The sequence below is a fragment of the Desulfuromonas sp. DDH964 genome (genome assembly GCF_001611275.1).
GTDB lineage: Bacteria > Desulfobacterota > Desulfuromonadia > Desulfuromonadales > DDH964 > DDH964.
In genome coordinates, this window is sequence record NZ_CP015080.1 from 2075865 (window position 1) to 2094679 (window position 18815).

General features: G+C 60.5%; 22 protein-coding genes. 7 read left to right on the top strand and 15 right to left on the bottom strand.

Going from position 1 to position 18815, the window contains the following annotated elements; translation table 11 throughout:
* Positions 1-34: 34 nt before the first annotated feature.
* The 8 genes from DBW_RS09480 to DBW_RS09515 form a co-directional block, all read right to left on the bottom strand.
* Positions 35-967 (bottom strand): aspartate carbamoyltransferase catalytic subunit, encoded by a 933-nt coding sequence (locus DBW_RS09480; RefSeq protein ID WP_066727214.1) that lies wholly within the window; start codon positions 965-967, stop codon positions 35-37.
* 17 nt (positions 968-984) lie between these two features.
* Positions 985-1521: a bifunctional pyr operon transcriptional regulator/uracil phosphoribosyltransferase PyrR gene (gene pyrR, locus DBW_RS09485; protein WP_066727215.1), complete on the bottom strand. Its 537-nt coding sequence runs from the start codon at positions 1519-1521 to the stop codon at positions 985-987.
* 219 nt (positions 1522-1740) lie between these two features.
* A complete protein-coding gene (gene lepB / locus DBW_RS09490) occupies positions 1741-2463 on the bottom strand; it encodes a signal peptidase I (RefSeq protein WP_066727216.1) in 723 nt (240 codons plus the stop codon).
* Positions 2463-4268 carry a translation elongation factor 4 gene (gene lepA, locus DBW_RS09495; protein ID WP_066727218.1) on the bottom strand — a complete coding sequence of 602 codons (1806 nt, stop codon included), beginning with the start codon at positions 4266-4268 and terminating at the stop codon, positions 2463-2465. Before lepA ends, lepB begins: the two co-directional genes overlap by 1 nt.
* 117 nt (positions 4269-4385) lie before the next feature.
* Positions 4386-7115 (bottom strand): response regulator, encoded by a 2730-nt coding sequence (locus DBW_RS09500; RefSeq protein WP_066727221.1) that lies wholly within the window; start codon positions 7113-7115, stop codon positions 4386-4388.
* Between the two features lie 150 nt (positions 7116-7265).
* Complete coding sequence (locus DBW_RS09505) at positions 7266-7646, bottom strand: VOC family protein (protein WP_066727222.1); 381 nt, start codon at positions 7644-7646, stop codon at positions 7266-7268.
* Between the two features lie 69 nt (positions 7647-7715).
* The gene (locus DBW_RS09510) at positions 7716-8444 is read right to left on the bottom strand and encodes a response regulator (protein ID WP_066727223.1); all 729 of its coding nucleotides are present in this window, start codon (positions 8442-8444) and stop codon (positions 7716-7718) included.
* 25 nt (positions 8445-8469) lie between these two features.
* Complete coding sequence (locus tag DBW_RS09515) at positions 8470-9300, bottom strand: MBL fold metallo-hydrolase (RefSeq protein ID WP_066727224.1); 831 nt, start codon at positions 9298-9300, stop codon at positions 8470-8472.
* 133 nt (positions 9301-9433) lie between these two features.
* On the opposite strand from DBW_RS09515, the gene yhbY reads away from it, so the two are divergent.
* Entirely contained in the window at positions 9434-9727 is a 294-nt protein-coding gene (gene yhbY / locus DBW_RS09520) for a ribosome assembly RNA-binding protein YhbY (protein WP_066727226.1), read from the top strand.
* 4 nt (positions 9728-9731) lie between these two features.
* On the opposite strand, the gene DBW_RS09525 is transcribed toward yhbY, so the two are convergent.
* On the bottom strand, positions 9732-10865 hold the full coding sequence (locus DBW_RS09525; protein ID WP_066727228.1) for a deoxyguanosinetriphosphate triphosphohydrolase: 1134 nt from the start codon (positions 10863-10865) through the stop codon (positions 9732-9734).
* A gap of 220 nt (positions 10866-11085) precedes the next feature.
* Here DBW_RS09525 and rsmD point away from each other — a divergent pair, with 220 nt between their 5' ends.
* Genes rsmD through DBW_RS09540 form a run of 3 tightly spaced genes read left to right on the top strand, consistent with a single transcriptional unit; the run spans position 11086 to position 12379 of the window.
* The gene (rsmD, locus tag DBW_RS09530; protein ID WP_066727230.1) at positions 11086-11664 is read left to right on the top strand and encodes a 16S rRNA (guanine(966)-N(2))-methyltransferase RsmD; all 579 of its coding nucleotides are present in this window, start codon (positions 11086-11088) and stop codon (positions 11662-11664) included.
* A complete protein-coding gene (gene coaD / locus DBW_RS09535; RefSeq protein ID WP_066727232.1) occupies positions 11661-12176 on the top strand; it encodes a pantetheine-phosphate adenylyltransferase in 516 nt (171 codons plus the stop codon). Before rsmD ends, coaD begins: the two co-directional genes overlap by 4 nt.
* Positions 12173-12379 (top strand): DUF1858 domain-containing protein, encoded by a 207-nt coding sequence (locus DBW_RS09540; protein WP_066727234.1) that lies wholly within the window; start codon positions 12173-12175, stop codon positions 12377-12379. The genes coaD and DBW_RS09540 overlap by 4 nt, the downstream gene beginning before the upstream one ends.
* Here the strand turns inward: DBW_RS09540 and DBW_RS09545 are convergent.
* Positions 12376-13098, bottom strand: coding sequence for a creatininase family protein (locus tag DBW_RS09545; protein WP_066727236.1), 723 nt, complete (start codon positions 13096-13098; stop codon positions 12376-12378). The two genes, DBW_RS09540 and DBW_RS09545, sit on opposite strands and share 4 nt — an antisense overlap.
* Before the next feature lie 170 nt (positions 13099-13268).
* On the opposite strand from DBW_RS09545, the gene DBW_RS09550 reads away from it, so the two are divergent.
* Positions 13269-14342, top strand: a complete 1074-nt coding sequence (locus DBW_RS09550; protein WP_082820209.1) for an IS630 family transposase — start codon at positions 13269-13271, stop codon at positions 14340-14342.
* Positions 14343-14345: 3 nt separating this feature from the next.
* Here DBW_RS09550 and DBW_RS09555 read toward each other — a convergent pair whose 3' ends face one another.
* The 5 genes from DBW_RS09555 to DBW_RS09575 form a co-directional block, all read right to left on the bottom strand.
* Positions 14346-15107: a 7-carboxy-7-deazaguanine synthase QueE gene (locus DBW_RS09555; RefSeq protein ID WP_066727238.1), complete on the bottom strand. Its 762-nt coding sequence runs from the start codon at positions 15105-15107 to the stop codon at positions 14346-14348.
* On the bottom strand, positions 15079-15450 hold the full coding sequence (queD, locus tag DBW_RS09560; RefSeq protein ID WP_066727240.1) for a 6-carboxytetrahydropterin synthase QueD: 372 nt from the start codon (positions 15448-15450) through the stop codon (positions 15079-15081). The genes DBW_RS09555 and queD overlap by 29 nt, the downstream gene beginning before the upstream one ends.
* A 12-nt stretch (positions 15451-15462) precedes the next feature.
* Complete coding sequence (locus DBW_RS09565) at positions 15463-15666, bottom strand: DNA gyrase inhibitor YacG (RefSeq protein ID WP_066727242.1); 204 nt, start codon at positions 15664-15666, stop codon at positions 15463-15465.
* A gap of 84 nt (positions 15667-15750) precedes the next feature.
* Complete coding sequence (locus tag DBW_RS09570; RefSeq protein ID WP_066727243.1) at positions 15751-16251, bottom strand: YcxB family protein; 501 nt, start codon at positions 16249-16251, stop codon at positions 15751-15753.
* A gap of 10 nt (positions 16252-16261) precedes the next feature.
* Positions 16262-16588: a zinc ribbon domain-containing protein gene (locus tag DBW_RS09575; protein WP_066727244.1), complete on the bottom strand. Its 327-nt coding sequence runs from the start codon at positions 16586-16588 to the stop codon at positions 16262-16264.
* A 210-nt stretch (positions 16589-16798) separates the two neighbouring features.
* On the opposite strand from DBW_RS09575, the gene DBW_RS09580 reads away from it, so the two are divergent.
* Both DBW_RS09580 and DBW_RS09585 read left to right on the top strand, forming a co-directional pair.
* A complete protein-coding gene (locus tag DBW_RS09580) occupies positions 16799-18220 on the top strand; it encodes an RNase H family protein (RefSeq protein ID WP_066727245.1) in 1422 nt (473 codons plus the stop codon).
* A gap of 71 nt (positions 18221-18291) precedes the next feature.
* Positions 18292-18807, top strand: a complete 516-nt coding sequence (locus DBW_RS09585) for a GNAT family N-acetyltransferase (protein WP_066727247.1) — start codon at positions 18292-18294, stop codon at positions 18805-18807.
* The last annotated feature ends 8 nt before the right edge of the window (positions 18808-18815 follow it).

The window sequence follows — 18815 nt, forward strand, 5'->3', positions numbered from 1 at the left end:
GGTACCTCGCAAGATGGTAAGAAATAAGAAGAGTCTATTCGCCGAGTTCGCCGCCGCAGACATGGTAAAGCATGGACATGCGCACTGCGACACCGTTTTCAACCTGACGCAGAATATGGGCCTGCGGACCATCGACGACATAGGAAGACATCTCGACGCCACGATTGATCGGTCCGGGGTGCATCACCATCGCATCGGGCTTGGCGAGCTTGAGGTTCTCATTGTTGAGACCGAAGTAGCGGGCGTATTCCCGGGCGTTGGGCATCAACGTCTTCCCCTGGCGCTCCTGCTGGATGCGCAGCATCATCACCACGTCGGCATCTTCGATCGCTTCCTTCATGCTGTTGCAGACGGTGACATTGCCGAGGCGTTCCGCCCCCGGTGGCATCATCGTCGGCGGACCGGCGAGAAAGACCTTGGAGCCGAGTTTGGTCAGTCCCTGGATATTGGAGCGGGCGACCCGGCTGTGGGTGATATCACCGACGATGGCCACCTTGAGGCCATCGAGACGACCAAAACGGTCCTTCATCGTCAGCATGTCGAGCAGACCCTGCGAGGGGTGCTCATGGGCGCCGTCGCCGGCGTTCACAATGGAGCAGGAGACTTTGCTCGCGAGATAATAATGGGACCCCGAGACCGCGTGGCGCATGACGATGATATCAGGTTTCATCGCCAGCAGGTTAAGGGCGGTATCGGCCAGGGTTTCCCCCTTGGTCGCCGAGCTGGTCGATGGCGAGATGTTGACGGTGTCGGCCGAAAGCCGCTTGGCGGCAATTTCGAAGGAGGTCCGGGTCCGGGTCGACGCTTCGTAAAAGAGGTTGATGATCGTCTTGCCGCGCAGGGTCGGAACCTTCTTGATATCGCGGTTGTTGATCTCCCGCATGTTCTCGGCGGTCGAGAGCAGCAACTCGATCTCCTCCTTGGTCAGGTCCCGGAGCGCAATGATATGTTTGTGGCGAAATTGCATGGGAAATCCTCCAACCGTTAGGGCTTGACCAGCCGCACCTCGACCGGGAGATGGGCGGCATCGAACTGCACGTGAATTTCCTCTTCCAGGGCGGTCGGCACATTGCGGCCGATAAAATCGGGTCGGATTGGCAATTCGCGGTGACCGCGGTCGATAAGGACCGCAAGCTGGATATTGCGTGGCCGGCCAAGGTCAATCAGGGCGTCCATGGCGGCGCGGATGGTGCGTCCGGTAAAGAGGACATCATCGACCAGAACCAGGCGCTTGTCGTCCAGGTTGAAGGGAATTTCGGTCTTGCCGAGAGGCAGGTTGCCCCGGGAACCGAGATCGTCCCGGTACATGGTGATATCGACGACGCCGAGGGGCAGTTCCTCTCCCTCAATCTCGGCGATACGCTGCTGCAGGTTCGCCGCGAGGTGATCGCCACCGCTGCGGATACCGACCAAGACCAGGTCGGCGGTCCCCTTGTTGCGTTCGAGGATTTCGTGGGCAATCCGGGTCAGCGCCCGGTTGATGCCATTACTGTCGAGGATCACGGTCTCGTTTTTGCTCATGCCGGAGCTCCCTGGGCAGGTTGGCGGGGACAAAAAAATACCTCTCCGCAGCAGGGCGGAAAGGTATTGTTGACGAAGATAAGAGTCTTGCTGCGCATTTTGCGGTCACCTTTGCCGGCCTCTCGGGACCGACTTAAAAGGGAGCTTGTTGCGAATTTCGGCGAATATAGCCTGCCGCGCCGGGGGAGTCAAGTGCAAAACCGACCTCCCGGATCCGGCCTAATGAATCGGTCGGCCAATGCGGTCCCAGCGCGGCCAGTTGCGCTGGCTGTCCCAGGACCAGTACTTGATGAAGGCGAGTCCCTTGATACTTGATTCGGGGACGAACCCCCAGAAGCGGCTGTCGTAGGAACGGTCCCGGTTGTCCCCCATGACGAAGAACATCCCCGCCGGGACCTTGATCGGTGGCATGAAATCGCGGCAGTACTGGGGGCGCGGAAAGGTCGTGGTCTGCGCGCAGAGTTCAGCGTCGCCGATGACCTGGCCCGGCTCTTTGTGGACCTCCTGGGGGAGATCGTAGCGCTGGCCGTTGACGAAGAGATGCTTGTCACGAATTTCGACCGTATCCCCCGGGGTGCCGACCACCCGCTTGATGAAATCGCGGCGCGACCAGAAGTTGAGCGCCGGGTTCCTGGTATCTTCAGGGAATTCAAAGACGATAATGTCTCCCTGATGCGGGTGCCGCAGGGTGAAAAAACGCTGGTCGCTGAAGGGAAACTGGATGCCGTAAATGAATTTGTTGACCAGCAGGTGGTCGCCGATCAGCAGGGTGTCTTCCATCGAACCGGACGGAATTTTGAACGCCTGGACCACAAAGGTGCGGATGACCAGCGCGAGCAGCAGAGCGACGACCAGAGCTTCGAACGTTTCGCGGAATTTTGATTTTCCGGGCTTGGTCAGGAGCTTTTCCGTTCCTGGAGGAGCTTGTGAGGGCTTGGCCATTATTTCTGCTCTTTCACCTTGAGGATGGCTAGAAAGGCTTCCTGGGGGAGTTCGACACTTCCCACCTGCTTCATGCGCTTTTTGCCTTCCTTCTGTTTTTCCAGCAACTTGCGCTTGCGGGTAATGTCCCCGCCGTAGCACTTGGCGGTAACGTCCTTGCGCAGCGCCTTGACGCTCTCCCGGGCGATGACCTTGTTGCCGATCGCCGCCTGGATCGCCACTTCGTACTGCTGGCGAGGAATGAATTCCTTCATCTTGGAGACCAGCTCGCGGCCACGGTATTGCGCCTTGTCCCGGTGCACAATCAGCGACAGGGCATCGACCACCTCGCCATTGATCAGGACGTTAAGCCGGACCAGTTCGCTCCTGCGGTAATCGATCGGCTCGTAGTCGAGGGAGGCGTAGCCACGGGTGATCGATTTCAACCGGTCGAAGAAGTCGAGGACGATTTCATTGAAGGGGAGCTCGTAAATGACCATCACCCGGGTCGCGGTCAAATACTTGATCTCCCGCTGAATCCCGCGTTTTTCCTCACAGAGTGCCAGGACCGCGCCGACGAATTCATTGGGGACATGAACCGAAGCCAGGATGAAGGGCTCCTCCATGTGGTCGATGTACTGCAGGTCGGGAAGCTTGTTGGCACTCTCCACCTGGATTTGTTCGCCGCTGGTGGTGGTGACCTTGTAGACCACCGTTGGTGCGGTGGTGATCAGTTCGACGCCGAATTCCCGCTCCAGCCGCTCCTGGATGATCTCCATGTGCAGCAGGCCGAGGAAACCGCAACGGAAGCCGAACCCGAGGGCCATTGAATTCTCGGGCTCGAAGGAGAAGGAGGAGTCGTTGAGGCGCAGCTTCTCCAGCGCATCCCGGAGATCGTCATAGTCTGCGGTATCGATCGGGTAGAGGCCGGAAAAGACCATCGGCTTGACCTCCTTGTACCCGGGCAGGGCTTTGGGGGCCGGTCGATGGAGATGGGTGATGGTATCGCCGACCTTGGCATCGGCGACCACCTTGATTCCGGCGATGACAAAACCGACTTCGCCGGCGGCAAGCTGGGCGACCTCGACCGGGTGCGGCGAGAAGACCCCGAGCTTGAGGACCTCGAAGCTCTTGCGGTTCGACATCAGCTGGATCTTGTCCCCTTTTTTCAGGGTGCCGTCGAAGATGCGGGCGAGAATGATAACGCCCTGGTAGGAGTCGTACCAGGAGTCGAAGAGGAGCGCGGTCAGTGGCCCGTCCGGGTCACCCTTCGGCGGCGGGACCTTGCGAACGATCGTTTCGAGGATCTCATGGATGCCGCGCCCCTCCTTGGCGCTCGCCTCGATGGCATCGCTGGTATCGAGACCGATGATCTCCTCGATCTCTTCCTTGACACGGGCCGGTTCGGCGCTCGGCAGGTCAATCTTGTTCAGAACCGGAAAGATCTCGAGGTCCTGGTCGAGAGCAAGGTAGACGTTGGCCAGAGTCTGGGCCTCGACCCCCTGGGAGGCATCGACGACCAGCAGGGCGCCCTCGCAGGCGGTCAGCGAGCGGCTGACTTCATAGGTGAAGTCGACATGGCCGGGGGTGTCGATGAGGTTGAGAATGTAATCCTGTCCGTCGTCGCCGTGGTATTTCAGGCGCACCGCCTGGGCCTTGATTGTAATCCCCCGTTCCCGTTCCAGATCCATCTTGTCGAGGAACTGGTCGCTCTTCTCCCGCTGCGAGAGGGTCCCTGTCTCTTCCAGAAGACGGTCGGCGAGGGTCGATTTGCCGTGGTCGATATGGGCAATGATGGAAAAATTACGAATATTGGAGTGTTTCATCGGTTGTCGTCGTCGCAAGGCAAGGCTGGGGTTGATAACCAAACAGGAAAGATACTGGCTTGGCGGGAATTTGTAAAGGCTTAATAACTTCCGGGCAGGACGGCGCCAGGCTCCAACCTAGGGCGCAACCTGGTGGGAGCGCAGGAAGGCGACCAGCTGGCTGATTTCGGCTTGCAGGATGCGAAAAACCGGGTCCGCCGCCTCCAGCTCTCCGGATGATGCGAGCTGTTCAAGCTGGCGGCTGAGCTGATATGCGCTCTGCGCCTGAAACAGGCCGACCACCGCTTTCAGCCCATGGGCCTTTCGCTCCAGCAGTTGCGCATCACCGTTGTTGAGAGCCGTTTCCAGGGACTCCATCTCGGTGTTGATGTCGCTGAGAAAGTCGCGGGCCAGTTCGCTGACCAGGGATTCGGGATCGGCGAGGCCCGATATCAGTGACTGCTCGCCGCCCATCTCCGGTGCCTGGCTGCTTTGCAGCAGGCTTTCGATGGTCTGGTAGAAGGTCTTGGGGTCGACCGGCTTCGAAAGGTAGCCGTCCATACCGGCCGCCAGGCAGTTCTCCCGGTCCTCCTCGCGGGCATGCGCCGTCAGGCCGAGGATCGGTATGTGTCCGCCGCTGGCACCCTCCCGCTGACGGATACGACGGGTCGTTTCCAGCCCGTCGAGCTCTGGCATCTGCACATCCATCAGGACCAGGTCAAAATCCTCGCATTCGAGGAGGTCGAGGGCTTCCTGGCCATTGACCACGGCGCTGATGCGCCAGCCACGGCGGCGGCCGAGGGCCTCAACAACCTTCCGGTTCATCCGGTTGTCTTCGGCAACCAGCACCCGCAACCCCGTCTTCCCGGAATTCGACAGCAGCTGGGCTGATAAACCGATAGCCGGGGATGATGGACTGGCACTCCCCGGGGCGGGCGCATCGATCCCCGGCCATACCCGGGCCAGAACCTGGCCCAGCTCGTTGCGGCGCACCGGTTTGGCGAGATACCCGGCCAGGTCGAGCTTGTTGCAACGGGCCGCGTCCTCATTGAGCAGATCGGCAGTAAGCAGCATGACCGTCGGCGGCAAAAGGGCACGACTATGCTGCAGACGCTTCACCAGGTCGAAGCCGCTGCCGGGGTCGATCCGGTTGTCGAGAAGGAGAAGCTGAAACGGTTGATCAGAGGAATCCTCGGCGCTGCCGAGCAGTCGCAGCAGCACCTCGCCGCTTCGGACCGTCTCGGTGGCAAGGCCGAAACTTTCGACGAGATCACAGAGGGCCTGGCTCGCGACCGGGTTGGAGCCTGCCACGAGGACCGTCCCCCGGGACGGGTCGCCAACCGCTGGCACCGGGGCCGGCACGAGGACCGGGAACGGAAGTTCGAAGGAAAAGCGGCTCCCCTGGTTCTCCCGACTGGTGAGGGTGATCTCGCCGCCCATCAGCTCGCAAAGTTGTTTGCAGATTGCCAGACCGAGCCCGGTTCCACCATAGTGGCGGGTGGTGGAAGAATCGACCTGGCTGAAACTCTGGAACAGTTGACTGATTTTATCGGCGGGGATGCCTATCCCCGAATCTTCGACACTGAAGGCAATGAGGAGGCCCCCCTCAAGGCTGGCGTGACCAGCAGGGGCTACGGTGATGACAATCTGTCCCCGGGGGGTGAACTTGATGGCGTTGCCGATCAGGTTGACCAGGATCTGCCGCAGTCGCATGGGGTCCCCCTCCACCCGCAACGGGACATCCTGTGCAATGCGGCAGATGATCTCCAGCCCTTTCTGGTGGGCACGTATGGCCAGCGCCTGGACCGTCTGCTCAATGGTCTCGCGAAGGTCGAAGGGAAGTCTTTCAAGGTCGAGTTTGCCTGCCTCGATCTTGGAAAAATCGAGAATGTCGTTGATGACGCGCAGCAAAGATCCGGCGGAGGTCTGCACCATCGACAGATACTCCCGCTGGTCCTTGGTGAGCCGGGTTTCCAGGGTCAGCTCGGTCATGCCGATAATAGCATTCATCGGCGTGCGGATTTCATGACTCATGTTGGCCAGAAATTCACTCTTGGCCCGGCTTGCGCTCTCGGCGCTCTCCTTGGCGACCTGGAGCTCCTTTTCGGTAGCTCGCCGGGCCTGATCGGAGCGCTGGTAATTGCGAAAGGCGTAATAAATCCCCATCATTCCCAGGGCCCAGATCAGGGCATAGGTAATGGCGTGAGTAAAGATTTCGTGCCCGGCCTGCCGATAGAGCGGCAGCAGGGGAACCTGAACGCTGAGCGCGCCGAGAATCGGGCCATCGGCCGCCGGTCCGGAATGACAAAGACGGCAACCGGTTTCGTTGGCCAGGGGCACCATGTAGCGCAGGAAAGGGCGTTTGCCGATATCGACTACGCTGTGGATTTCCTGCTCGCCGCCGGTGATTTGGTGCAGAGCCTCTTTCTCCCAGGGGTCAGGGGTGTTCTGGGCGTTGATCGGATTGAAGTCGGTCACCCGGGTGATGACCTTGGTCGCCTTGTCCTGGAGCCCGTAAACCATCCGGCTCATGTATTCCGGGTTGACCAGGGTCAGCTGCACCCCTTCCCTGGTGGTCAGGTCCCGCAGGGGGTGATCGGCCAGAAACGGATTGGGAGCAACCCCCTTGTCGGTCAGGACATAGACACCGCCCAGCGAGGCGCTCCAGCGACGGTGCAGGATGTCCTTCTCGGCAATCGCCCGGGCCTGGATAACCGCCGCCTCGTTGACGTTGTTCCAGCTCAGGTGCATGTCCCAGGCATAGAACGCGACCAGCAGCAGGGTCCAGACGCCGAGAACGAGATAAAAAAATTTACTGAGGGGGCCACCCGGGAGTCTCTGGATAGCCTTTCGGAGTGCCTGGGACATGAACTTCGACCTGCCGTGCTGGGATTAGAGGCGGAGAAAAACGAGCCATTCCGGAGCTTAGCATGGATTCATTGGAGTTTGCTCTATTTATTTGCAAAAAAAGAGCCCGGCCTCCAAAAAGGCCGGGCTGCAAAAATGGCTGGTCGGCATTCAGCTACCGATCACCTCGATGAGATATCCATCGGGGTCACGCAGGAAGTAGAAATGGGCCTTGCCATCCTTCCCCAGCCCCTTCAGAGGACCAGGTTCGAGGCCAAGCTCCTGATGCTGGCGATGGGAACCTTCGAGGTCGTCGCAACGCACCGCGAAATGACTATAGCCGTCACCGATCTGGTAGGGTTCGCTGCGGCCATAATTGAAGGTCAGTTCAAGTTCGAAGGGATGTCCGGGAGCCCGCAGATAGAGAAGTTTGAAATCCCCGGGGAAATCCTTTTCCCGGGAAACCTCAAATCCAAAGGCCTTCTGGTAAAACGCGCGCGCCGCGTCCAGGTCGAAGACCCGGAAACAGATGTGGATCATCGGATAGTTCATGGTCTCTTCCTTTCCGGTTCGATATTGATGTTTTGGCTGAAGTTGCCATCCCCTCCGGCAGGAGGGAGTTCAGCCCGCTTCCAGGGGGTGGCTGTCAAAGCGGGCGACGAAATCGGCGATGATCGCGGCGGTGGTCGCAGGGATATTTTTGAATTCGACGCCAAACCCCTGGGGCTGCGCCAGGTTGGGGCGCGGGAAACCCTGGTTCACCCAGGCCACCCGGGCGGTAAGTTCAATTTTTTCCGGGCTGACCGCCGGCAGGAAAAAGGTGACGCGCACACGGTCGTCGTAGTGGACTTCATTGCGGAACCCGATGTACAGGCCGTGGGCACTGATATCGAGACCCATGCCCTGGTGGCTGACACCAGCGAGAGTGAAATCGACCGTCATCTGGCAGGGTATCCGTTTTTCCCGCCGGTCGATGGCAAACAGAAACCTGCGCCCGAGATCGAGAAATCGATTCCTGTCGACCGGTTTGTTTATCACCTCGTCGCAACCGGCGGCCCGGCAGGTCGATTCATCGACTTCCGGACTGGGGGCAAAGACCATCACCACCGGAATTTCACGCAAATGCGGGTCGCACTTGAGGAGCCGGCAGCAGGTCAGGCCATCCATCACCGGCATGTTGACATCCATGAAGATCAGGTCCGGCCGATGCTGCTGGGCGAGTTCGAGGGCGGCGCGGCCATTGCCGGCCAGCAAAATTGTCGCCGGGGTCTGGCGCAGGTAGTCCTGCTCGATTTCGAGGAAAAAATCGACGTCATCGACCAGGAGAATTTTGGGTGGGGTCTTCGACACGGGACGCTCCTGTTTGGGATATCCATCAAAAATCAAATTGAAATCCGACATTGGCAAACATGACCTGGCCGGGAAAGAGCTGAACCAGTTCACCGCTGCGGACGAGGCCGGTACAGTGGGCAAGGCCAATCCTTTCAACCCCGCACTGGCGCAATTCAGCGGCGGTTGCGGCAAATTGCTCATCTCCGGCCGGCGCAAGGTGGGTGCCCCCGACCACGGCAACAATGCGTTTGCTGGTCTGCGTGCGAAAATGGCGCAGAATGTTGACCAGTCCGGCATGAGCACAACCTACCAGCACCAGCAGACCGCGTGGGGTGTCGATGGCGAGGGAGAGATCGTCATCGAAGGGGTCGGGTTGCAACGCGCCCCCCTCCCCTGTTGTCACCAGGTTCGGGTCGCCGACTTCGAAGCTGTTCTGCCGCGGCACCTCGCCCGACAGGTAGAGGCCGGGGACAAGTTTCCTGAATTGACTGACCGCGGCCATCCGGCCACCGGCCTTTTCCACCTCGTCCCGGTTCCAGGGGCAGCCGTTGGCCCGCTGTTCGAAGCGGCCGCTCCAGTAGCGTTCCTTGAAAAGGTCCGGGTGGGCGTAGACAGGAACCTCCTGGCACCCCTCAAGGACCTGGAGCAGCCCCCCGCAGTGATCAGCGTGACCGTGGCTGAGGATGATGCCGTCGAGGGGCGAAAGCTCCTTGCCGAGGAGGCGGGCATTGCCGAGGATTCCGAGCCCCTGACCGGTGTCGAAAAGAAACCTTCCCTGGTCCGTCTCGAGCAGAGCGGCAAACCCATGTTCACCAATCAGCCCGCCGGGGCGGGTCACGGTATTTTCGCAGAGAATGGTCAGCTGGCCGCGCATCTTCGCCTCGCTTGAATGCAACCTGGCCGGGCCCTTCTGGCTGCTGGCTTTCCAGGCAGGACTCTGCTAGCATGTCGCCAAAATTTACTGCACCCGCCGATCTCTTGAAATCAACCTGGAAGGAATCTTCACCATGCAGACGTTAACCGGTAAGCAGGTCCGTTTCCTGCGCGGCCTGGGCCATCACCTGCAACCCGTGGTCATGATCGGTCGCGAAGAACTGAGCGAGCGCCTGCTCGCCTCGGTCGAAGTAGCCCTGGAGGACCACGAACTGATCAAGGTCAAGCTGCAGGAGGGGTGCAGCACCGACCGGCGGGAAATTGCCAGCCAGCTCGCGGAAAAGACCCGCTCCCAGGTGGCCCAGGTGCTCGGTCGCACCATTCTTCTTTACCGCCCGGCAACCGATCCGCAGATCAAGCTCCCCTGACCCTTCAGACCCGTTCGTAAGGCTCGAATAGTCGCTTGTATTCGTCCATCGCATAACGGTCGGTCATGCCTGCCAGGTAATCGCAGATCACCCGCTCCCGGCCATACTGCTCGAAACGACCCTGGTAGGCGCTTGGCAACAGGGTCGGATTGGCGAGGTAGCTTTCAAACAGCAGGGTCAGGAAGCGCTCGGCCTTGACCCGCATCCGTTCCACCTTGTAATGGCGGTAGAGACGCCGGTAGAGGAAGGCCTTCAGTGCCCGGTTCCGTTCCCGGGTTGCGGCGCTGAAACTGACCAGGCGACCGCCATGGCCGCGCACCGCGTCGAGGCTGTCGATGTTGCAGGATGCAAGCTGCCCGCTGGTGGTCGCGACGAGGTCGCCGATCAGGCTGCCGATCAGGTGACTGATGGTCTGGTGTACCCGGCGCTCCTGGTCCAAAAGCGGAAATTTTTCCGCCACCAGCGCCGAGGTCTCCCGCCACAGTTCCAGCTCTGCGAGCTCGTCCAGGGTGATATAGCCCGCTTTCAGGCCGTCGTCGATATCATGATTGTTGTAGGCGATTTCGTCGGCGAGGTCGATGATCTGGGCTTCCAGGGTCGGTGGCACGGTCGGTTCGAAATCGACGGCCGGCTCGCTGCCGGGGTGATCATAATCCGAAGAATGCTTGATGATCCCTTCCCGGGTTTCCCAGCTCAGGTTGAGACCGTTGAAGCCGGGATAACGTTCTTCCAGAAGGTCGACGATGCGCAGCGACTGGCGGTTGTGCTCAAATCCGCCGGCATCGCGCATCAGGCGGTTCAGGACATGCTCCCCGGTGTGGCCAAAGGGGGTGTGGCCGAGGTCGTGGGCGAGCGCCAGGGCCTCCACCAGGTCTTCGTTGAGGTGCAGGCGCCGAGCGATGCCCCGGGCGATCTGCGCGACTTCCAGGGAATGGGTCAGGCGGGTGCGGTAGTAGTCCCCTTCGTGGTTGACGAAGACCTGGGTCTTGTATTCGAGCCGGCGGAATGCGGCACAGTGGATGATCCGGTCCCGGTCCCGCTCAAAGGCCGGGCGGTCATCCTTGAAGGGTTCGGAAAACCGGCGGCCGCGGCTTTCGGCGCTACGGGCGGCGTAAGGAGCCAGGTCGGGTCGTTCCATGGGCGGAAACCTTGTTGAAGGTGGCGATGGTTGTGGCTGGTCGATTCTACCGGCATCCACCGGCGACTGCAACCGCCAAGGCGCACCTGCCCTTTCTTGACGGCGTCAAGGCCGGTGTGCTAGCTTTCTCAGCGGGTGGCCTGTTCAAAGGTCCCTGTTTATCAGCAGATGGCCCGTTCGGCAGGTTGCGGGAGAAAATTCCGGGGAGCGAGGGAAGGTCGTGCGAATCATTGCCGGAAGCGCCAGGGGCCGTCAACTGGAGGCCTTCACGGGAAGGGAAATTCGCCCCACGCCGGACCGGGTGCGCGAAGCCCTCTTCAGTTCCCTCTTCAGTCGTCTCGGTGGCTTTGGCGGTCTGCGGGTCCTTGACCTGTTCGCCGGAAGCGGCGCCCTCGCCCTGGAAGCACTCAGCCGCGGCGCCGGCTATGCCTTGCTGGTCGATCGCGGCGAGCAGGCGGCCCGGCTGCAACGGGGCAACATCGAGCGTTGCGGTTTTGCCGATCGGGCCGAACAACTCAGCGGCGAGGTCCTCTCCCTGCTCCCCCGGCTGGTTCCCCGCGGCCCATTCGACCTGGTCTTTCTCGACCCCCCCTACGGTCAGGGGTTGGTGCCCCGGGTGTTGGAGCACCTCGCCACTCCCGGTATGCTGGCAAACGGGGCCCTGGTCTGCGCCGAAACCGCCCGTAAGGACCCCCTCGCCGATGTCGTCGGTCCACTGGAGAAAATCGGCAGCCGCAATTACGGCATCACCGCACTCCACACCTTTGCCTACATCGACAAACAGGGGATCCAGCCATGAATCGCCATATTGCCGTTTACCCGGGTTCCTTCGACCCGATCACTTTCGGCCACCTCGATATCATTCAGCGCGGGCTCGAAGTCTTTGACGAGCTGATCATCGCGGTCGCCCGCAACTCCGAAAAGAAGGCGCTCTTCAGCACCGCCGAACGACTGGAGATGATTCGCGCGGTGGTCGGTGACAATCCGCGTCTGCGGGTCGATTCCTTTGAGGGGTTGCTGGTCGATTACGTGATGGCAAAGCAGGCGCGCGTCATCCTGCGCGGTTTGCGTGCGGTATCCGATTTCGAGTACGAGTTCCAGATCGCGCAGATGAACCACAGCGTGCAGCAGGAGGTGGAAACCCTCTTCATGATGACCTCGGTCCCCTACGGCTATCTGAGCTCCTCCATCGTCAAGGAGGTCGCCTCCCTGCAGGGGCCCGTCGATACCTTTGTCCCCGCCGCCGTCAAGGCCGCCCTGGAAAAGAAATTCGGGCCGGCCGCATCCGAGGAGAAGAGGAGCCGCGAATGATCACCCGCGAGATGACGATTGAGGAAATCGTGCAGCGCTACCCCGAAACGATCCCCGTCTTCAAACGCTTCGGTCTCGACTGCATGGACTGCCAGATCGCCGCCTTCGAGGCGGTGGAGCATGGGGCCGGCGTACACCATGTCGATATCGATGACCTCCTTGCCCGCCTGAATGCGGTGATCCGCAACCGAGCTGAGGGCTAGGGTTCCACTCCTGCTTCCAACTCGGCAACCAGCTCCTCCAGGGCCGCGACCACCACCTCTTCGAGACGCTTTCCCTTGTCCGCCGTCGCCTTCCCCGGGTTCCCCCAGACTCCGCTTCTCCAGAAGCGCTGCTTGTCCCGCACCAGAATTCCCTTCGGAAAGTTCGGATAATCCTCCGCGGCGCTCCCTTTGACCAGCTGGGGGTGGGAGTGAAGAATGCGCGAGGTCTCAATTTCGCCGGCATGAGCGTCGTTGCGGGTTTCGATAAGATGACGCCCCGTTTCCGCCGCCAGCTGATACTCGTTGAGGACCGCCACCCGCACCTCCGGATAGCGAGCAAGAAGCTCCTCGCCGGCATCGGTGAGGGTGGCGCAATGGGTCACGCCGGCATGTCCGGTCAGCAGGATGATGTTGCGCAGCCCCTGGGCATAGAGCGACGCTGCGATGTCGAGAACCAGCGCACGCAGGGTAGCGGTCGAGATGCTCAGGGTCCCCGGGTGCCTGCCGGTGGAGCGGCAGACACCGTAGTGGATTGGCGGGGCAATGAAGATCGGGCGACGCTCGGCGAGGCGCCGGGCGACACCGTAGGCCTGAATGGTGTCGGTGTCGAGAGGGAGATGCGGGCCGTGCTCCTCGGTAGAACCGAAGGGGATGAGGACGGTACGGGTTTTGGCGAGACCGGCTGTGAATTCATCCATGGTCAGGTCGGTGATAAGCATTGCGGGAGTCTCCTGGATGCCACCGGCGGCTGGGGAAATTTGAGAATCTGGTTGAAGGGCGCCAATAAAGGATTGGAAATTACTGGACTATCCAAGCTAGTGTTTAATTGCAAAACTAAGCGTTATAATATAGACTTCTTTCACCCCCACCATCGTGAAAGGAGTCGCTTATGCCGAGAAAATCTCCAATACCCCTGTGCAGCGAAAAGGACCGCCAGACACTCAGGGAATGGGCAAGCAGTCGAAGCATGGAGGCGCGCCTTGTTGAACGTGCCCGGATTATCTGCAAACTCCTTGACGGAGAATCCGTCAGCAAGGTCGCCATGGATCTTAACGTGCGCCCGAACACGGTTATTGAATGGCGGAACCGTTTCTCCGCTGCGGGTATTGCCGGGCTATATGATCGCCCGCGCTCTGGCAAACCGCCGAAATATGACCAGGCGTTTCAAACGCGAGTTCTGAAAGCGTTGGAACTTCCGCCACCGCCCGGCCAGGCATGTTGGGACGGCCCGGCGCTTGCCAAGCAGTTTGGCGCTTCGGATGATGCCATTTGGCGAGTGCTGCGCAAGCACAATATCAGCCTTGCCCGACAACGAAGTTGGTGCGTAAGCACTGATCCAGAGTTCGCACCAAAGGCGGCTGACATTATCGGGCTCTACCTGGCGCCCCCCGAAAAAGCCTTGGTGATCTCAGTCGATGAGAAACCGAGCATCCAGGCGCTTGAGCGCGCCAAAGGGTATGTCTGTACCAGTAGCGGCAAAGTCGTCCAGGGCCTAAAGAGCACCTACAAACGGCATGGAACCCTGAACCTTTTTGCGGCGCTCAACGTAGCGACAGGCGCCGTGCATACGCAGACAACCGAGTTCAAGAGAAGGGTTGATTTCCTAGCCTTCATGGATCAGGTCCTCTCAGAACTTCCGGACAGCGACCAGCGAGAAATTCACGTGATCCTGGACAATTATTGCATTCATAAACGCAACGACGAATGGCTTGCGCAGCACCCAAACGTCATGTTTCACTTTACACCGACTTCTGCAAGTTGGCTCAATCAAGTCGAGATATGGTTCGGCATTCTTTCACGTAAGGCACTGAAGAACGCCAGTTTTCAAAGCATTGACCAGTTGCGTGCGGCCATCGAGGCCTTTATAGAAGCCTATCAGCCCAACGCCAAGCCTTTTGTATGGCGTAAGCGAGAGGTCAAGGGGTCGCAACTGAGAAACACTATCGCTAACTTTTGCAACTAGACACTAGAGCAGACCGATAAAACGATGCGTCTGCGGGATGATGCGCACCCGGGGATGATGACGGGCGGCGGCGCCCTGCAGGTCGAGGAGCTGCCGGGGGGTGAGCATCGGCTTCCCCTCCCGGGTCACCGGTTGCAGGATCAGTTCGCATTGGGGAGCGACCCCGGCAACCAGTTGGGCCGCTTCCGTCACCTCCGCCAGCGGAGTCTCTTCCCCGACCACGGCTTTGACGAAACAGTCGCGGGTCGCCGCCAGGCGCAGAAACTCCCGATGGGTCGCCCAGGGCGTCGCCACGCCGCTGAGGGAAGCGAGCTTGATATCCATGGCGATCCAGTCGAGGTGCGGCAGCAGCGGTTCCAGCGCCTGCGGCAGGGTGCCATTGGTCTCGAGGTAGGTCGGCAACAGTTTGCGCAGGACCGGTAACCAGTCGGCGAGAAGCGCTGCCTGGGCCAGCGGTTCGCCGCCGGTCAGGCTGATGGAGTGGTGAACTCCGGACGGTTGCCGGCACCAGCTGTGGATAATTCTAATCAGGGTGTCAAGGGCAACCGGGTTGGGGAGGCTGATAAATTGCCCGCCCCCGGGACTCTCTTCGACCCGGCAGTTGGCGGTCGCGGCGAAGGGGGTGTCGCAATAGGCGCAGTCGAGGTTGCAGCCGGCCAGGCGCAGGAAAATCTGGCGGCAGCCAACCAGCAGCCCTTCCCCCTGGATGGAACTGAAGAGTTCCAGGAGCTGGCCGTCAGTCGAGGCTGTAGCTGGCGCAGGCATATTCCGACTCCCAGACATTGACCTTCTCAACGGTGACGTTGCCGCTATTCAGGGCTTTGCCGAGTTCCCCGAAGAGAAAATAGGCGATGTTCTCCGAAGAGGGGCTGGTCTCCCGAAAATATTCGATTTCGTTTAGATATTTATGGTCGAGGAGGTCGAGGGTCCGGTTGGTCTCGCGCTTGAGAATCTTGAAGTCGATGCCAAGGCCGGCCTTGTCGAGTTCTTTTGCCGCCACCGTGACCTCGACCTTCCAGTTGTGACCGTGCAGGTTTTCACAGTCCCCCTGGTAGTTGATGAGGTTGTGGGCGGCGGCGAAGTGGGTATGGATCGTCAGTCGGTACATGCAAGCTCCGCTTTAGTGATTCTTGGGAAAGGGAATAAGGTTTTCCAGCATTTCGGGATCGACCTTGCTGCCGGCGACGCGGTAATTTTCGTCAGCCCAGGCACCGAGGTCGAGCAGGCGGCAGCGCTCGCTGCAGAACGGCCGCTGCGGATTGTCACTCCAGGGGGCCGGCTTGCGACAGACGGGACAGGGGACGGTTTTCGGTGGCGTGGACATGAAGCCTCCTCGTATTCGTTCTTGCAGCCAAACTTTAGCACAGGGCGCCCGGAGAGGCCAACCGGTGCTCGCTGCCGTAATTGGTTACCGCAGTTTCGGCACCACGGCCGTGTCGAGAATCTCTTCCATGCGCCGGGCATCCCCCGCCGTCATCGCCGCCATCGGGATAAAGAAAAACGCATTGCGGTCATGGTAGAGAAGAAAGCCAGGAGCAAGGCGGCGATAGCCGAAAAAATTCCCCCAGGGCTGGCGATACCCGGCATTGCCGCTGCGCACGGCGATCCCTTCGGGACCGACTGTTACTGTCAGCTCCTGGCCGAAGAAGGGGTGGCGAACAGCGGCGCGCAACGACCTGATGACCAGCAAGGGGCGCGACAGCACCGCGAAAAACCCGGTGGCCAGCAGCAAGCCGGCAATCACCTTCGAGGCATAGAGACCGCCGAAGCCGAAGCAGCCGATGATGATGCAGACCACGCCCCAGAGGTAGCACTGTTTGAGGGCACGATCACAGCTGTAGTGGGCCTCGAAGAAGTCGCGCCAGAGTTCGCGGGTAAGCCGGTATTGCAGCAGGAGGGTCTCGGGCATCGGCGTCCGCCTACAGCGAATCAAGGAGCCTGTAATACTCCTCGATGGTACGAAGGGATTCCAGGGTCGCCTGATAAAGGAACCAGCTGAGGACAAGAATGCCGACCGTCAGACCGATTTTCCAGGCCGTTGACAGTTGTGGCCGCCACCAGATCAGGGGCAGGGCCAGGGGCCCGACACAAGAGAGGGCGATGACGATGAAGGTGGTCCTGAAGTACCAGGGCAGTTTTTCTTTCGCATTCAACCGCGAACGTGAATTGTCGAGAAACTCGCCACAGTGACGGCATTTGATCGCAGCGTCCTGGATCTCTTCCGCACAAAAAGGACATATTTTCATGGTTTGTTGTCCTGAATATCTGAAAGTTAACCGGGGCCGTCGGCTCTTCCCTTTTGCTACAGCTGCTGAGGACAGGCAGCCTCTTTTTACACCACTTGACCCCATTTGGAAAGGCCGGCAGCGTTTCCGGCAGGAAAAGATTTTGCGCAGCGTTTAAGTCTGTGCGATGCTAACCCCTCGCAAGCGAAGCATTAGGCACCTGGAGGAAATGTGAAGCAAGCACCGCGACTTTGCCTGCTGGACGGGTCGAGTTTCATCTACCGCGCCTATTTCGGAGTTCGTGACCAGGCTACAGTTGCCGGCTTGCCGACCAATGCCGTGTTCGGTTTCACCCGCATGCTCCTAGGCCTGCTGCAGGAAGAGAATCCCGACCAGCTTGCCGTGGTCTTCGACCCGCCCCGGGAAACGACCTTTCGGCGGAAAATCTATCCGCCCTACAAGGCCAACCGCGAGAGGATGCCCGACGACCTCGCCTGCCAGGTGCCCTATATCCGCAGGATGCTAGATTCGTTGAAGATTGCAACGCTTGAAGAACCCGGCTTCGAAGCGGATGACGTCATCGCCACCCTCGCCCGGCGGGCGGCCGCCGCCGGAACGGAAGTCACGGTTGTCAGCAGCGACAAGGACCTTTTGCAGATTGTCGAGCCCGGCATTACCCTGCTCGATACCCTGCAGCAACGTCGCTCCGGAGTTGATCAGGTTCGCCAACGCTTCGGTGTTCCTCCCGAGCTGGTTCCCGATCTGCTCGGGCTCTCCGGGGACGCCGCGGACAACATTCCCGGGGTACCTGGGATCGGCGAGAAGACGGCCGCCGCATTGATCCAGACCTTTGGATCGCTGGAGGATGTTCTCAAATGGAGCAGCCTGGTCAACGGCCGGAAACGCCGCGAAAGCCTGCAGCTACACGCTGAGCAGGCACGCATTTCCAGACAGCTCGCCACGGTTCGCGATGACCTCCCCCTCTCTATTGAATTCGCGGACCTGGCGCGCCGCGCGCCGGATCTTGACAGCTTGATTCCCCTGCTGCGGGAACTGGAGTTCGAGGGGCTGGAGACGGCCTTTACCCCGCCCCCACCGGGACTGGTCGAGATTTACAGTGACGGTTCGGGACGGGAGAATGGCCCCGGCGGTTATGGCGTGATCCTGCGCTACGGTGAGTTTGAAAAGGAACTGAGCGGGTTTGAGCCGCAGGCGACCTCCCAGCGCATGGAACTACTGGCGGCGATTCGTGGACTGGAGGCCCTCAAGGGTCCACGCCGGGTGCGCCTCTTCAGCGATTCCCAGTACCTGGTGCGGGGAATGAGCGAATGGCTGGGTGGCTGGCAACGCAGCGGCCGCCTCGTGGAGCCCGGCGCCCTGGCCAACCAGGACCTCTGGCAGCAGCTGGCTGCCCTGGGTGATTTTCACCAGGTGACCTGGAGCTGGGTTCGCGGTCATGCCGGGCACCACTTCAACGAACGCTGCGACAAGCTGGCGAAGCGGGCCTCGGAGGAGGGCGCGCGGGATCTTGTCGCAGCGGCTCCGGAACCGTCCCCCCTCCCCGCCTTCGCTACCGCGGTGGAGCTGCCACCGGTGCCGGCCCGGGAGCAGTCCGATTTTGATGAAGAGGATGGCCAGCTGCGACTCTGTTGACCCGGGTCGAAAATCGGAACAGGAAGTATCACTCGACGCTGCTCCGGAACACTGCCCCAGGATTGTCTGCGATGAAAATTCAGAAAGTCACCCCGACCCACCACGCCAAGGTCTATGCCCTGCTGCGCACCGCCTTTCCCGGCAGCCATTACGAGGCAGAGCTGGTGCAAAGACTCCACGAGAACGGCCGGGTCCTGCAGGACTGGGTCTGTTTGCATGTCAACAAGGCGATTGCCTACATCGCCTTCAGCAACGCCTATGACGGCGGCACTCTCTGCGGCCTCCACCTGGCGCCGCTGGCGGTAGCTCCCGAATTTCAACGCCAGGGGGTCGGATCGGAACTGCTCCGCTTTGCCCTGCGCCAGGAATCGATCCGCAACCGGCCTCTCTTTGTCCTCGGTCCGCCGGCCTATTACCGGCGTTTCGGTTTCCTCCCCTGCAGCCAGCCGGTTTGCCCCTTCGACAAGGAGAACCGGCACTTTCTCAGCCTTGGCCACAACAGCGACCATCCCTTCAGGATCGGCTACGAACCCGAATTCACCCAGCCGGGGAGCGTCCCGCCGCGGCGCCGGAAACAACGGCGCTGAGGCGGACA